General features: G+C 74.3%; 13 protein-coding genes. 5 read left to right on the forward strand and 8 right to left on the reverse strand.

Features of this window, described 5'->3' with window-relative positions:
• Positions 1-22 precede the first annotated feature (22 nt).
• From EDD34_RS02460 to EDD34_RS02470, 3 genes are all read right to left on the reverse strand, one after another.
• Positions 23-1,240 carry a cation:proton antiporter gene (locus tag EDD34_RS02460; protein ID WP_211341474.1) on the reverse strand — a complete coding sequence of 406 codons (1,218 nt, stop codon included), beginning with the start codon at positions 1,238-1,240 and terminating at the stop codon, positions 23-25.
• Positions 1,241-1,381: 141 nt separating this feature from the next.
• Positions 1,382-1,891 carry a nitroreductase family deazaflavin-dependent oxidoreductase gene (locus EDD34_RS02465; protein ID WP_123813157.1) on the reverse strand — a complete coding sequence of 170 codons (510 nt, stop codon included), beginning with the start codon at positions 1,889-1,891 and terminating at the stop codon, positions 1,382-1,384.
• Positions 1,888-2,589: a DUF4386 domain-containing protein gene (locus EDD34_RS02470; RefSeq protein WP_123813158.1), complete on the reverse strand. Its 702-nt coding sequence runs from the start codon at positions 2,587-2,589 to the stop codon at positions 1,888-1,890. The genes EDD34_RS02465 and EDD34_RS02470 overlap by 4 nt, the downstream gene beginning before the upstream one ends.
• A gap of 106 nt (positions 2,590-2,695) precedes the next feature.
• Here EDD34_RS02470 and EDD34_RS02475 point away from each other — a divergent pair, with 106 nt between their 5' ends.
• Entirely contained in the window at positions 2,696-3,397 is a 702-nt protein-coding gene (locus EDD34_RS02475; protein ID WP_246012148.1) for a TetR/AcrR family transcriptional regulator, read from the forward strand.
• 27 nt (positions 3,398-3,424) lie between these two features.
• Here the strand turns inward: EDD34_RS02475 and EDD34_RS02480 are convergent, their stop codons facing one another.
• The 4 genes from EDD34_RS02480 to EDD34_RS02495 all read right to left on the reverse strand — a co-directional run bounded on the left by EDD34_RS02480 (position 3,425) and on the right by EDD34_RS02495 (position 8,152).
• A complete protein-coding gene (locus tag EDD34_RS02480) occupies positions 3,425-4,102 on the reverse strand; it encodes a response regulator (RefSeq protein ID WP_123813159.1) in 678 nt (225 codons plus the stop codon).
• A complete protein-coding gene (locus tag EDD34_RS02485) occupies positions 4,099-5,343 on the reverse strand; it encodes a sensor histidine kinase (RefSeq protein WP_123813160.1) in 1,245 nt (414 codons plus the stop codon). Before EDD34_RS02485 ends, EDD34_RS02480 begins: the two co-directional genes overlap by 4 nt.
• A 15-nt stretch (positions 5,344-5,358) precedes the next feature.
• The gene (locus tag EDD34_RS02490) at positions 5,359-7,416 is read right to left on the reverse strand and encodes a serine hydrolase domain-containing protein (protein ID WP_123813161.1); all 2,058 of its coding nucleotides are present in this window, start codon (positions 7,414-7,416) and stop codon (positions 5,359-5,361) included.
• A 148-nt stretch (positions 7,417-7,564) separates the two neighbouring features.
• The gene (locus EDD34_RS02495) at positions 7,565-8,152 is read right to left on the reverse strand and encodes a dihydrofolate reductase family protein (RefSeq protein WP_123813162.1); all 588 of its coding nucleotides are present in this window, start codon (positions 8,150-8,152) and stop codon (positions 7,565-7,567) included.
• 287 nt (positions 8,153-8,439) lie between these two features.
• On the opposite strand from EDD34_RS02495, the gene EDD34_RS02500 reads away from it, so the two are divergent.
• From EDD34_RS02500 to EDD34_RS02515, 4 genes are all read left to right on the forward strand, one after another.
• A complete protein-coding gene (locus EDD34_RS02500) occupies positions 8,440-9,810 on the forward strand; it encodes a dihydrolipoyl dehydrogenase family protein (RefSeq protein WP_123813163.1) in 1,371 nt (456 codons plus the stop codon).
• A 111-nt stretch (positions 9,811-9,921) separates the two neighbouring features.
• Complete coding sequence (locus EDD34_RS02505) at positions 9,922-10,533, forward strand: TlpA family protein disulfide reductase (protein WP_123813164.1); 612 nt, start codon at positions 9,922-9,924, stop codon at positions 10,531-10,533.
• 1 nt (position 10,534) lies between these two features.
• Complete coding sequence (locus EDD34_RS02510; RefSeq protein ID WP_123813165.1) at positions 10,535-11,398, forward strand: cytochrome c biogenesis CcdA family protein; 864 nt, start codon at positions 10,535-10,537, stop codon at positions 11,396-11,398.
• 71 nt (positions 11,399-11,469) lie between these two features.
• Complete coding sequence (locus EDD34_RS02515; RefSeq protein WP_123813166.1) at positions 11,470-13,101, forward strand: hypothetical protein; 1,632 nt, start codon at positions 11,470-11,472, stop codon at positions 13,099-13,101.
• 45 nt (positions 13,102-13,146) lie between these two features.
• On the opposite strand, the gene EDD34_RS02520 is transcribed toward EDD34_RS02515, so the two are convergent.
• On the reverse strand, positions 13,147-14,841 hold the full coding sequence (locus EDD34_RS02520; protein ID WP_123813167.1) for a family 20 glycosylhydrolase: 1,695 nt from the start codon (positions 14,839-14,841) through the stop codon (positions 13,147-13,149).
• Between the last annotated feature and the right edge of the window lie 16 nt (positions 14,842-14,857).

Genomic DNA, 14,857 nt, shown 5'->3' on the forward strand with positions numbered 1-14,857 from the left:
TCGGGGCCAGGGAGTTTTTGGGCTAGAGCTGATCGTTCTCTTCGAGCGACGGTTCGGCCGACGGTCGGTTCGGTGGGCGGATGTCACCGATCCGTTCCGCGAGGGCCGGGAACAGCAGCACCGACAGCACGCCCGAGCACACCAGGGCCGCCGCCTGGGCCTCGTCGAGCGCGCCGTTCGACACGCCCGCCGTCGTGATCACCACGATCAGGGGCAGGGCGGTCGACGCCATGGTGGACAGGGCGAGCGCCTCCCGCCCGCCGAGCTCCCGCCGGTGGAAGAGGAAGGTGGGAAGGCCGCGCACCACCAGGAGGAGCACGAGGAAGACCGGCACGGTCACGAGCACGGCCGGGTCGGAGACCAGCGACGGGACGTCCAGCGCGACCCCGGTGACGACGTAGAAGATCGGGATGAGGAAGCCGAACCCGATGCCCTCGAGCCGGGATCCGACGATCTGCGCCTCGGCGGGGTCGCTCGAGTGAAGGAAGACGCGCACCAGCAGGCCTGCCGTGAACGCGCCGAGCACCGGGTCGAGCCCGAGCCACTCGGTGATCGCGAACAGGCCGATCACCAGGAAGACGCAGAGCCGCACGGCGACCTGGGAGCTCGTCCCGAGCGTGGCCGCGACGAGGTGCCCCAGCCGGGGATGGCGGGGCTGGCGGGCGAGCCATGCCCCGGCCAGGGCGAGCGCCGCGAACACGGCGAGCACGGCGAGCGTGTGGCCCGGCCGCTGACCGCTGAGGACGAAGGCGATGGCGAGGATCGGGCCGAACTCCCCGATGGTCCCCACGGCGAGCACGCCGTCACCGAAGCGCGTGCCACTGAGGCCGGCGTCGCGAACGAGCGGGAGGACGACGCCGAGCGCGGTGGTGGTCAGTGCGAGCCCCACCACCAGGCCCGTGTCCGTCCCGCCGACGGCGAGCCCGAGGGCCAGGCCCATCCCGAGCGAGACCAGCCAGCTCCAGGTCGCCCGCCGCAGCGGCCCGCCGACGACGCGCCCGACCTCGATCTCGTACCCCGCCAGGAACAGGAGGAACGCGAGCCCGAGGTCGCTCAGCGCGTCGACGACGTCGGTCTTCTCCACCAGGTCGAGGAGCGCGGGCCCGAGCAGGACCCCCAGCAGGATCTCGAAGACCACCGACGGCACCTTCAGCCGCGGCTCGACCCGGTCCGCGAGGAACGGCGCGACCACCGCGGCGAGCGTGATCAGCGCCAGCATCATCAGGCTCTGCTCGTCCACCGGTCTCCCGTCCGTCCGCCCGCACTCCCGCCCGTACTCCCAGGATGCTGGCAGCGACGCAGCCCTGCCATCGGGGCCGCGGGACCCGGGGCCGACGCCGCTCGGCGCCCGGGCAGGCGGCGGGCCGGGAGCCCTTCCGGCTCACGAGTCCGGAACGGACTCTCCCGGAAACTCGGTCGCGCGCAGCCGGAGCGCGTTCTCGACCTTGAAGAAGCGGATCGTCGCCGCCTCCCGCTCGACGAGGACCGTCTCGCCGATCGGCACCACCTCCGGCCGGTCCACGCGATAGGTCCTGCCGTCGAACCGCAGGACCCCCGACCCGGCGGCGCGGAGGTTGCGGAGCCAGTCCGTGTCGGGCCCGTAGGGCAGGACGACGGCGAACCCGCCCGGCTCGGGGCTGGGCCCGATCGGGGTGACGTACGCACGGCCACTCGTGCGCCCGCGGTGGTGCAGCAGCCCCATCGCGGCGCCCTTCTTGCCGGCGGTGCGCAGCTGGGCGCGGTTGGTGACCGACCGGTTGAACCGGCGCACCACCCCGAGGATGCGTGGGTTCTGCGTACGGATGCCGACCACCAGGAACGCGATCGCCGTGGCGAGCAGGAGCAGGGCCGTCCCGGCGATCACACCGAGGGCCACGAGGACCACGCTCATCGCGACCGCCCCCCGCGCACGAGGAACCAGACGCCCAGCGCCACCTCGCCCAGCACGGAGCTGGCCACCAGGACTCCGGTGAGCACGGCCAGGAGGACGGCGTTGTCGGGCACGAAGAGGCGGGCGATGCCGTCGGCCGCGTACGCGAACCCGGCCACGAGCAGAACGATGCCGAGGAGCGACGGCGTGGCACGGTCGCGCAGCACGATGAGGCCGAGCGCCGCGAGATGTCCCGCGAACACCACCAGGCCGAGCTGCCAGGTCACCTCGAACTGCGTGAGTGCCGCGTGCGCCGCGGCATCGTCGGAACCAGGTCCCGTGGTGACGTCGAGCGCCGTGGCGAGATGTCCGACGGCGGTCACGAGGACCGCCGCGTAGGCGACGCGGAGCCAGGCGGCCAGCGCCGGCAGCTCGCGGTGGGTGCTGCCGAAGAACCGCCACACGGCCCAGGCCAGCACGATGTCGAGCACCGCGACGACCAGGAACGCCGTGACCGCCAGGCCGAGAAGCGTCTGGCCGTCGCCGATCCGCTGGGCGGTCCCGGGGACGCCGGAGCCGGTCACCCCCAGAACGATGCTGTTGGCGCCGATGCCCGCGACCGCCATGACGAGTGTCGCCGTGCCCGCGATCACGGCCGCGTCGCGGGGAGCGGCGGGTACCGGAGAGGTGATGGTGCCCGGTGGGGCGGTACTGGTCATGACGATCCGGTCCTCCAGTCGAAGTTTATCTTGTAAACATGTTTACCTTGTAAACGGGGCCCGCCACAAGCCCCGGAGAGGGTGAACCGTCGGAGACAATGCGAACGTGACCGAGACACAGAACCGGCGTCGTCCCCTGAACCGCGCCCGCGTGCAGGCGGCCGCCGTGCAGGTCGCCGACCGGGACGGGCTCAAGGGCATCACCATGCGGTCCGTCGCCGACCTGCTCGGCGTCGAGGCGATGGCGCTGTACCGGCACGTCTCCGGCAAGAACGACCTGCTCGACTCCCTCGTCGAGGTCGTCGTCGCCGAGATCAACGACGCCTGCGACGCGCTCCCCGCGCCCGAGGACCCGGCCGACTGGCGCACCAACCTGCGCCGCCGCATCCTGACCGCCCGGGCCACCCTGCTCCGGCACCGGTGGGCGCCGGCCCTGATCAGCTCCCACGGCACGATGGGCCCCGCGCTGATGCGCTACTTCGACGAGTTCGGGGCGATCATGGCGGACGGCGGGTTCACGCTCGACACCATCCACCACGCCCTGCACGCGTTCGGCCCGCGCGCCCTGGGCTTCTCGCCCGAGCTCTTCGAACCCGAGGCGCCCGCGGTGACCGAGACCGACCTGGACGAGGAGGCGGCGCTCGCCGACATGGCCGCGATGGCCGAGGCGATGCCCTTCCTCGCGCGGATGGCACAGCACCTCTCCCACGAGGCGTCCACGACGCTCGGCTGGTGCGACGACCAGGACGAGTTCGAGTTCGGCCTCGACGTCATGCTCGACGGACTGGAGCGGCGCCTGGAGCGCTGACCCGGCTCCGCCGCGCCGCGGCCGGCGTCAGAGCTCGGCGAGGCCGTGCCGGTAGGCCCACACCACCGTCTGCACGCGGTCGCGGGTACCGATCTTCGTCATGGCGCGGCCCAGGTGGGACTTCACCGTGCTCGTCTCCACGAACAGCTCACGCGCGATCTCGGCGTTCGACATGCCGCTCGCCAGGAGGCGCACGATCTCGGTCTCGCGCTCGGTGAGCGCGGCGGCCGCCCCCGGCTCGGGCGCTGCCCTCCTCGTGCGCCGGGCGAACTCGGTGATGACCCGCCGGGTCACGGCCTGGTCCACCATGCCCTCGCCCGCGGCGAGCCTCCTGACGGCCGTGACCAGTTCCTCCGGCTCGCAGTCCTTGAGCAGGAACCCGCTCGCGCCGGCCTCGAGGGCTCCGAACACGTAGTCGTCGAGGTCGAAGGTGGTCACCACGAGTACCGCGGGAGCCGAGGCGCCGCCCACGGGAGCGGCCGGGTCGGCGACGGTGCGGAGCTGCCGCGTCGCCGCGATCCCGTCGCCGCCCGGCATGCGCACGTCCATGCAGACCACGTCGGGCCGCAGGCGGGCGGCCTCCCGGACCGCGGCCGGCCCGTTCGACGCCTCCCCGACCACCTCGATGTCACCGGCGTCCTCCAGCAGCACCCGGTAACCGGCGCGCACCACCGCCTGGTCGTCCACGAGCAGCGTCCTGATCATCTCGGATCTCCCGTCTCGATGTGCCCGGCGCCCACCCGGCCGTCGTCGGGCGAGACCGGGAGCCGCAGCCGCACCCGCCAGCCGCCGTCGTCGGCCGGACCGGCAGCCAGGTCGGCGCCGATCAGGCCCGCGCGTTCCCGCATGCCGATCAGGCCCGACCCGCCCCCGCCCGCCAGTTTCGCGGGGGCGCGGGCGGCCGGACCGTTCACCACCTCGAGCTCCACGTCCCGAGGACCGTACGTGAGCCGGACCCGCGCAGCCGCCCCCGGCGCGTGCTGCCGCACGTTGGTCAGTGCCTGCTGGACGACCCGGTAGCACGAGATGTCCGCGATCGGGGGGAGCCGCACGGCCCCGCCCGTCCGTTCGAGCACGACGTCGGTGCCGGTCCGCCGGGCCTCCTCCACCAGCGTCTCCAGCGCCTCCAGGCCCGGGACCGGGGCGTTCCCGTCGACCCCCGCGTCGTCCCGCAGCAGCCCCACCACCTGCCGGAGGTTCTCCAGGGTCGCCTTGCCCTGCGAGCGGATCCAGGCCGCCCCGGAGCGGGCGGCGTCGTCGTCCCGGCCGATGAGCCGGTCGACGGCGGCCGCCTGGACGATCATGCCCGACAGGTGGTGGGCGGCGACGTCGTGCAGCTCGCGGGCGATGCGGCCGCGCTCCGCCGCCACCGCTGTCTCGGCACGCTCACGCTGCGCCGCGATCTGGGCCCGCGCGCTCAGCCGCTCCAGCTCGCGCTCGCGCCGGCGGCTCGCGACGTAGCTGCCGACGAACGCGGCGCCCCCGTAGGCCAGCGCCGCCGACCCCGCCTGGCTCCCGACGATCGTCCACGCGTCCGGCCGGCCCCATGCCGCCGCGGCGGCCGTCACCGCCTCCAGCAGCACGGCGGGGACGGCCACCCCCAGGACGGCCCGGACGGGCCGGTGCGCCCCCACCGTGTACGCCGCGATCAGGAGCGCGATCCCGTGCGCCGCGATATCCGGCACGGCGGCGACCAGCACCACCTGGCACGCCGCGACGGCCGCCAGGGTCACCACCGGTCGCGACCGGAGCCCCACCAGGAGCACGGCCTGGGCGCACGACAGGACGCCGAGCGCCCACGCCTGGGCGTCGGACAGGGCGACCGACGGATCGGTGCGGATGAGCCGCACCTCGAGCACGACCACTCCGAGCGTGACCACGGTGACGGCGGCGGCCAGCACGGCGTCCTGGCGGCGCGTCCGGCGCGCCTCGGGGGATGACTGCACGGGACTCATCCTGTCTCAGTACGAGATGTCGGGGGACAGGAACTGGAACATGATCGCGAAGTTCGTGACCGCCGACAGGGCCAGGATCACCGCCGTCGTCCCCGCGATCCGGCGCCAGCCGGCCCGGCGCCGGATCTCCCCGACCAGCAGCACGATCGCCGGGACCATGCCGAGCGCACCGACCACCTGGAGCACCTGCACGCCGCGGATCGCCACCGGCGGCACCTCCGCCAGGCCCATCACGGTCAGTACCACCACCGCCCAGCCGGCCACGGCGAGCAGCGCGCTCGCCACGCCCACGCGGGTCAGCCCTCGCCAGACGCGCCCGTCGCGCGCCGGCGCCGGACGCTTGCGGATCCGGCGCCAGACCGCGCCGGCGGGCCAGGCCAGGAGACCGAGCAGGAGCACGACGGTCGCGCCGGCGAGGATCGGGAGGCCCGCCCGGCGTTCGGCATCGAGCGGCAGGAGCGTGAAGGCGGCGTCATGCGTGATGCCGGTGACCTGCCCGGCCTCGGTCCGGACCGCGATCCGGCGCTCGCCGTCCACCTCTCGCCAGACGTCGTCGCCGACCTGCTCGTAGACGTTGGGCCGCAGGGTGCCCGGGTCGGGGCTCATCGCCAGGCGGCCGTCGTCGCGCGCGCTGAGCTCGTAGGTCATCAGCGGGCCGAGTGCGGAGAGGAAGGTGCTGTGGAAGCCGCGCGCGGAGACGTACGTCCCGGCCAGCCGTTCGGCGTTCTCCCGCTGGGCGGCGGTGCCGCCGTCCGCGGTGGAGGTCGTCCCGCCGGTGCCGTCCGCCGTGGTGGCCGTCCCGCCGTCGCCCGCCGCGGGGAAGTACCGGTCGGCGAAGTCCTCCATCAGGTCGGCGCGCAGTGCGTGGGTCGCCGCGGGGTCGAGCCCGCCGCTGTTCACCGAGACGTAGATCCCGGCGCCGTCGTCCGGGTAGAGCTGCAGGTGGGAGTGGAAGTAGTTGGTGTCGCCCCCGTGGCCCACGATGCGATGGCCGTTCCGGTCCTCCTGGAAGAGGCCGAGGGTCATGCGCTGGGCGCCGGCGAAGCTGCCGAGCTCCGCCTCGGTCAGCGCGGGCGAGTACATCTGCTCCCGGGTCTCGTCGCGCAGCAGCAGGTCCTGCTCCGGCGCCGTGCCGAGCTGCGCGAGCATGAACCGCGCCATGTCGTTCGCGGAGGACGTGAGGGCGCCGGCCGGCGGGGTCCCCACGATCTCGAACGGCCCGGCCGGGCCGGAGGCGTCGTCGTACCCCTGCGAGACCCTGTCCCGCAGCGCCGGCGGAAGCGGCTGGCGGAACGTGGACGACTCCATCCCCAGCGGCTCGAAGACGTGACGGTCGAGGTAGTCCTCGAACGGTTCCCCGCTGACCCGCTCCACGACGTACCCGGCCAGGGCGTTGCCGTAGTTGGAGTACGCCGGGGTGGTCCCGGGGGCGTAGACCTGCTCGGGCGGGTCGGTCACGAGGGCCTGCCGGAGGTCCGCGGGCTCGTCGCCCGAGCCGATCAGGCCGGCGATGCGCTCCTCGAAGCCCGGGGTGTGCGAGAGCAGGTGCCGCAGGGTGACGGGGGCGTCGAAGTTCCGGTCGATCTCGAAGTCGAGGTACTCGGACACGTCGGCGTCCAGGTCCACGTCCCCCTGCTCCACGAGCTGCATGACGGCCGTGGCGGTGAAGATCTTGGACACCGATCCGGGCCGGAACAGGGTGTCGGCGGTCGCGTCGGCCGGCGCGCCGCCGTCGGCGCCGGTGTCTGCCTGCCCGAAGCCCCGGGTGGTGACCACCTCGCCGTCGTGCACGACGGCGACCGACGCCCCGGCGATCCCGTTGGCCTCCAGCGCCCCGGGCAGCGTCCGGTCGAGCCACGCGTCCACGTCCCGCGCGGTCAGTTCCTGGGCGGTGGTGACGCCGGACGCCGTGCCGGACCCGGCACCGGGCTCGTCGGGCTCGGCGCCGGCGCAGGCGGCCGTCGTCACGACGAGCGCGGCGGCGGCGAGTCCGGCGGCCACGCGGGCCGCGAGGGGTGGTCCGGTCCGTGGTGCCCGACGGCGGTCCGTGGTGGCGGTGTGCATACGTCCTCCTGAGTGCTCCCGGCCCTGTGCAGGGCTTCGTTTCGAGTGCACCCAGCGTCGTCGTCGCACCCCGTGCCGCACGACTGGCGGAGGTCGGAAATCGGCCTCCGACCTTTGGTGGAGGCGACGGGGAGGAGGCGTCCGGGTTTCAGCGCCGCAGCGTCAGGTGCGTGACCTCCGGCGTGTGCCGCACGCCGGACTCCGCGAACTCGATGGGCGGCACGCCGTCGAACACCCGCGTCCCGTCGCCGAGCGTGAACGGCACGACGTGCAGGCGTAGCTCGTCGACATACCCCGCGGCGAGGTACTCGTTCAGGGTGGTGGCGCCACCGGCGATCGACACGTTCCGGTCCCCCGCCGCGGCCCGTGCCCGGTCGAGCGCGGCCTCGATCCCGCCGGTGACGAAGTGGAACGTGGTGCCGGTCAGCTCCAGCGGCTCGCGCTCGTGGTGGGTGAGGACGAAGACCGGCGCGTGGTACGGCGGCTCCTCGCCCCACCAGCCCCGCCAGCCGGGGTCCCACTCCCCGCGCCCGGGCGTGAACATGTTGCGGCCCATGATGAACGCGCCGGCGTCGAGGACCGCCTCGATCTCGGCACGGTGGCCGTCCCCGTGCTCGAACATCCAGGTGTGCAGGCGCTGGCCCGCGGCCTTCCCGAACGGGTGCTCCAGGGACTGGTCGTGGCCCGCGGAGACGAGGTCGGCGGAGACGGCGATGTCGGCGGTGATGATTCCCATGCGGGGTTCGACGACGAACGGTGCCGGAACTCATCGCCGCGGTGGCATGTCTCCTTGCGCGCGTTCGCCCACGCCCGGAACGCCGTGGACGACGCCTGGGGCCCCGACGGCGGAGCGGAGTGCGCCGGGCCGTCGCCGACCGACGGGTCTACGCTGATCGCAGCCGGTGGGTGGCAGTCGCCGGCCGGCGGCCGGAACCGTGCCGGGACGGACCGGGAACAGGGCCGGGCGGAGTCCGCTCCGCCGCCGGTAGCGCCCCCATGACGTCGCGAGGAGAGGATGCACAGATGAGCACCGAGCAGGCAGAGGTCGTCGTCGTCGGGCTGGGGGTCGCCGGGGAGGCGGTGGGCGGCGCGCTCGCGAAGGCCGGCGTGGACGTGGTCGGGATCGAGGACACCCTGGTCGGCGGCGAATGCCCCTACTGGGGCTGCATCCCGTCCAAGATGATGGTCCGGGCCGGGAACCTGCTCGCCGAGGCGCGGCGGATCCCCGGGATGGCCGGGAGCGCGACGGTGACGCCGGACTGGGCCCCGGTGGCCCGGCGGATCCGGGAGGAGGCGACCGCCGACTGGGACGACACGATCGCCGTCGACCGCTTCACCGACGCGGGCGGGCGCTTCGTCCGAGGACACGCGGAGATCCTCGGGCCGGACCGGGTGCGGGTGGGCGACACCGAGTACACCGCCTCGCGCGGTCTGGTCCTCGCCACGGGGACCGAACCCGTGGTCCCGCCCATCGACGGCCTCGCCGAGACCCCGTTCTGGACCAACCACGGCGCGATCGAGGCCGAGGAACTCCCCGCGTCGCTGATCGTGCTCGGCGGGGGCGCGATCGGGCTGGAGATCGGCCAGGTCTACGCGCGGTTCGGGGTGAAGGTCACCGTGGTCGAGGCGGCGGACCGCATCCTGCCCATGGACGAGCCGGAGTCCTCGGAGCTGATCGAGGACGTCCTGGTGCGCGAGGGCCTCACCGTGCACACCGGCTCCCCGGTCACGCGCGTCACGTACGACGACGGCAGCGGCTTCGCCGTGACCGCCGACGGCGTACCCGGCGACCTGCACGCCGAGAAGCTCCTGGTCGCCACCGGGCGCCGACCACGCCTGGCCCCCGAGACCCGCTCCGCGCTCGGCGCCCCGCCGCGTGGCGACCTGGTCGACGACCGCCTCCGGATCGCCGACCGCGTGTGGGCGATCGGCGACGCCGCCGGCAAGGGCGCGTTCACCCACGTGGCCACGTACCACGCCGACATCGTGGTGCGGGAGATCCTCGGCGAGGACGGCCCGGCCGCGGACCACCGCGCTCTTCCCCGGGTGACGTTCACCGACCCCGAGGTCGGCGTCGTCGGGCTCACCGAGGCCGCGGCCCGCGAGGCGGGACTCACGGTCGCGACAGGGATCCAGCGGGCCTCCTCCACGACGCGCGGCTGGCTGCACAAGGCCGGCAACGACGGCTTCGTCAAGCTGGTCGCCGACGTCGACGCGGGCCGGCTCGTCGGCGCCACGGCCGCCGGGCCGCACGGCGGCGAGGTCCTGGGCGCCCTGTCGGTCGCGGTCCACGCGCGCGTCCCGATCACCGAGCTGGAATCCATGATCTACGCCTACCCGACCTTCCACCGCGGCATCCACGAGGCCCTGAAGGACCTGCGGTCGGCCGGCTGAGACCCTCCGGTCGGCCGCTGAGGCCGAGCCTTCCGCCCCGGCCGGGCGACGTCACAAGACCGTAAGGGCTCCTCACCGGAAGAACGGCGATTCCGGGCGGACACTGGTCCCATGCGACGGATACTCACTCCCTTGATCGCCGGCGCCCTGTTCCTCGCCGGCTGCGCCGCCGGGACCACGGCAGGCCCGGAGGCGGGCGACGACACCGGGTCGAGCGCGGACGCCGGGGCCGCCACGGACGCCCCCGGCGGCACCGGGGCCGACCAGGACGGCGCCGACCAGGAGACCGGCGACGCCGCCGGCTCCGGCGCGGAAACGCGGGTCGACGCCACCGCCTGGGACTTCTCCGCCGAGACGCTGGAGGGCGGCACGTTCGAGGGTGCCTCCGTCGCGGGGACCCCGACCGTGCTGTGGTTCTGGGCGCCGTGGTGCCCCACCTGCCGGGCCCAGATCCCGACCGTGACCGGCCTCGCGGAGGAGCACGACGGCGAGGTGGAGTTCATCGGCGCGGGCGGCCTGGCGTCCGACGCCGAGATCCGCGAGCTGGCCGAGGAGATCCCGCACGTCACCCACCTGATCGACGTCGACGGCGTGGTCTGGCAGAAGTTCGGCGTCACCGCGCAGTCGACTTTCGCGGTGATCGACGAGAACGGGGAGATCGTCGCGGACGGCTACCTGGACGACGGCGCCCTCGAAGACCTCGTCGCGGACCTGGCGGGCTGAGGTGCCCGGCGCTGACGCCTTCGCCGTGGCCTGCGGCGCGGGAGTGGTGGCCGCGGTGAATCCCTGCGGGTTCGCGCTCCTGCCGGCGTACCTGTCGCTGTTCGTGCTGGGGGAGCACCGGTCGCGGTCCGCCGCCGTGGGGCGTGCGCTGCGGGCGACGCTGGCGCTGACGCTCGGGTTCGCCGGGGTGTTTCTCGTGTTCGGCCTGGCGGTGGCGCCGGTCGCGGCCGCGGTCCAGGCCTATCTGCCCGCGTTCACGGTGGTGCTCGGGCTGGTGGTCGCGGTGGCGGGCGGGTGGCTGCTGGCGGGTCGCAGCCTGCCGTCGTTCACGACCGGCCGGCGGCCGGGCAGGCAGGGCGCACCGACGGCGGGCTTCGGGTCGATGACCGGGTTCGGCGCGTCGTACGCGATCGCGTCGCTGGGCTGCACCGTCGCCCCCTTCCTCGCGGTGGTGGTGACCGCGTTCCGCGTGGAGTCCCCGGCGGCCGGCGTGCTGCTGTTCCTCACCTACGCCGGTGCGATGGGCCTGATGGTGGGGACGGCCGCCGTCGGGGTCGCGCTCGCGCGGGACGGCCTGATCACCCGCGCGCGGCGGGCCGGCGGGTGGCTCCCGCGTGCGGGTGGTGTGCTCCTGCTGCTCGCGGGCCTGTACGTGGCCTGGTACGGCTTCTGGGAACTGCGCGTCCTGCACGCGGGAGCCGGAGCGGACCCGGTGGTCGAGGCGGCCGCGGCCGTCCAGCGGTTCCTCTCGGACCTCGCACCCTGGATCGCGGCCGCGGGCCTGGCTCTCGTCGTCGTGGTCCTCGTCGTCGTGGCGACCCGTCGAGTCCGGCGCCGTTCCGGATCGGCCCGCACCGCACGCTGAGACGACAACTTTCACTCACCATTCACCTGTCCGGGGAACCGGCCCGCGTGGAGTGCGCGAAGATATGTCGCGTGGATCACCGGAAAGCCCGATTCGTCAGTAGTCGCATCGCGGCCTCCGCCCTCGTCACCGTCCTGGCAGCCACCGCGCTCGGCGGCTGCTCCGTTTCCAGCGCCGAGGGTGCCGACGCTCCGTCGGCCGAGGCCACGCCCGCGGTACGCGCACCCGAGGACGGCGTGCTCACGCTCGTCTCCGACGACTTCGCCGAACTCGCCCTGCACGCCAGCCAGGCACTCTTCGACCGCTCGCCCGTCGTCGTGCTCGCCGCCGTCGACGACGCGGCCGACCGCATGACCGCCGCCGCGACCGGCGAGGCGCTCGCCGCGCCGGTGCTGCTCGACGGTGGCGTCATCGACGACGCCGGCCTGCGGAACGAGCTGGAGAGGCTGGGCGCCGAGTCGGTGGTCGTCGTCGGTGACGAGGACGACGTCGCCGCCGCGACGGACCTGGCCGACGGCCTCGACGTCGTCCGCTTCGACCCGGAAGCGGTCAGCGAGGCGGCGCAGGAAGCCGTCGAGTCCGTGAAGCCGGGCGGCAAGGGGAACTCCGTCGCGACGGGCGCGGGGCCGTCGTCGTCGGCCGGGACCGAGGTCAGGCTGCCCGAGGCCGGCATGATCAACCCGACCAGGCTCGAGGCGCTGCGGGAACAGGTCCCGGAGGTGGAGGATCCCGAGCAGCTCTCCGAGGTCATGCTCCTGATCGATCCGGCGGCCGGCCAGGAGGCGGCCATCGGGACCGCGCGGGCGGCGGGCGCGGTTCCGCTCGTGGTCCCGGGCGGCGATCCGGGTGCGCGCAAGGACGCGATCAGCCGGATCACGACCGCGGACCCGCTCGGCGTCGTCGCCATCGGTCCCGGGTTCACCGATCAGGACCGGCTCACCTGGCAGGTCGAGGCGGCGCGCCGGGGGGTCACGTACCCGCACGGCACGCAGCGCCTGGCGGGCGAGACCTACGTCGCGACGTCGTTCGCGGTGCCCGCCGGGGCCGACCCGGCCCTGACGGCGCCGGCCGCCGCCGAGGCCGGTGAGGTGGCGGGCGCCTACGGGGGAGTACCGGTCGTCTCGGTCGCCGCGAGCGTGCGGTCTCCGGGTCCCGGAGCCGACGGCGACCACGTCGACCCGGTACCCGTCGAGGACCTCACGGCCGCGGTGAACACCCTGCGGGAGGCCGGGGTCGTGGTGCTGCTCGACGTCGAGCCGGGCAACCGTCCGCTCGCCGCCCAGATCGACACGCTCGAACCGCTGCTCGCCCGGCCGGGGGTCGGCCTCGCGCTGCATCCCGAGTTCCGCGTGGCGGGCAACGGCGCCACGGTCGAGGGGCAGGTGGCGGTCGCGGAACTCCAGGCCGTGGTGGACCGGGTCGCGGGCATCGTCTCCGCCCAGGGGCTGCCGCAGACGATGGTCGTGGTGCACCAGTCGACGGCGTCGTCGGTCACGGACCGGGCGTCGCTGCGCTCGCGCGCCGAGGTCGCCACGGTGTTCGCCGCGGCCGGCCCCACCGAGGGCGGCACGACCGCCACCGGCGTGTGGTACGACGTGACCTCCGGCCTGCCGGACGGCGCCGCGGTCGGGTGGGCGGGCCCGTCGGCGGGCGCGATCCCGCCGGCGGACCCGGTGGCACCGTTGCTGATCACGACGGACTAGTGGCGTCGCCCGGCCGGCCGCACCACAGCGGCCGGCCGGCTCCGGCTACCAGTCCACCTGCGGCGTGGGGTGGTACGCCGCGCCGTCGCGGCGCCAGGCGGCGGCCTCGACCGCGATCCGGGCCCGGAAGGACTCCCAGTCCCTGGCGTCCCGTGGTGTCCAGGCCGCCTCGGCCACGGCCGCCAGGCGGGGCAGCAGCATGGAGAACAGGTCGTCCCGTGTCACCAGGGTCTCGGTCCACACGCAGGCCGACACGCCGTCGACGGCTTCGGGGGACAGCCCTTCGATCGCGTCGGCCGGGTCCCAGTCGTAGGAGTCGCGCAGCTCGACGAACCCCGCCCAGTGCAGTCCCAGCGGATGCTCGGGCGTGTACTTCATGTCGAGGTAGGTCCGGTCCGCCGGGGTCATGACGAACCGGGCGCCGGCCTCGGCGGCGCGCAGGAACGCCTCGGACCCGGCGCGGGAGTCCCAGTAGTGCAGCACGGTCCCCGCACGCACGGGCGACGCCGCGGTGCGCGGGTCGTCGGGGACGACGACGGTCGTGGTGCCCCCGCTCGCCGTCGCACCGTTCGCCACCGAGCCGGCCGCCGTGGCACTGCTCCCCGGCCCGCCGGCCGTCGTCGTGGCCGTCGCGTCCGCCGCGCCGACGCCGGCGGCCGCCAGCGCGGCCGCGGCCGTCTCCGCGTCGCCGTGCCCGGAGCCGGCGGCCTCCTGCCACGCGGCCGGCGTCTTGCCCGACGACGTGACGATCTCCTGGCACAGCTCCACGAACCCGAGGTATTCCTCGGCCGGCATCCGGTGCACCTCGTCCCCGCCGAAGTGCACCCAGTCGCCGTGGGTCATGCGCGCGACGTCGCCGAGCACGTCCCGGAGGAACGGCTCCGTGGTCGGCAGGTCGAGGTACAGGCGGGAGAACCCGACCTCGATCCCCTCGTACGTGTCGGTCGGACGCCCGTCCGGGGTGAGCTCGCCGTAGGCGTGTGTCGCGGCGTTGACGTGCCCGGGCAGGTCGATCTCGGGGACGACGACGATCCCGCGCGCGGCCGCGTACTCCTGCAGCCGGGCGTAGTCGTCCACGCTGAGATATCCGCCCTCGTCACCGTTCACGGCGCTCTGCGAGGAACGCGCCACGAGCTCCGGCCGGGACGGGATCTCCAGGCGCCAGCCCTGGTCGTCGGTGAGGTGCAGGCCGAGACGGTTCATCTTGTACTGGCCGAGCAGGTCGACGACGGCGCGCAGGTGGCCGGGCCCGAAGAAGTGCCGCGCGATGTCGAGGGAGAGCCCGCGCCAGGGATACCGCGGCTCGTCGTGCACGACGACGGCCGCGACCTCACCGGGACGCCCGGCGGCCTGGGCGGCGCCGGCGAGCTGGCGCAGCGTCCGCAGGCCGTGGAGCAGCCCGGACCGCGCGGGCGCGGCCACGACGCCGCCGCCGGCGGACACGGTCAGCGTGTAGCGCTCGGGGTTCGAGGAGGCTTCCGGGCCGGCGTCGTCGTCGACCGAGAGCTCCAGCGGAACCGCGGGGGACGGGCCGTTCCGCGGTGCGTCGGCGACGGTGATGCCCGCGGGTTCGAGCAGCTCGGCGGCGAGGGACCGGAGACCGGGATCGTCGCAGTCGTCACCACCTGGCACGACGTCGGGCACGATCACCCGTACCCGCGCGAGGTCCACCACCTCCCGGCCGGGCTCGATGCGGACGGGGGCTGGGGTGATCGCCGCGGCGGCGTCGTTGTCCGTCATAGGCGGCGAGCATAGC

This window comes from Myceligenerans xiligouense, assembly GCF_003814695.1.
Lineage (GTDB): Bacteria > Actinomycetota > Actinomycetes > Actinomycetales > Cellulomonadaceae > Myceligenerans > Myceligenerans xiligouense.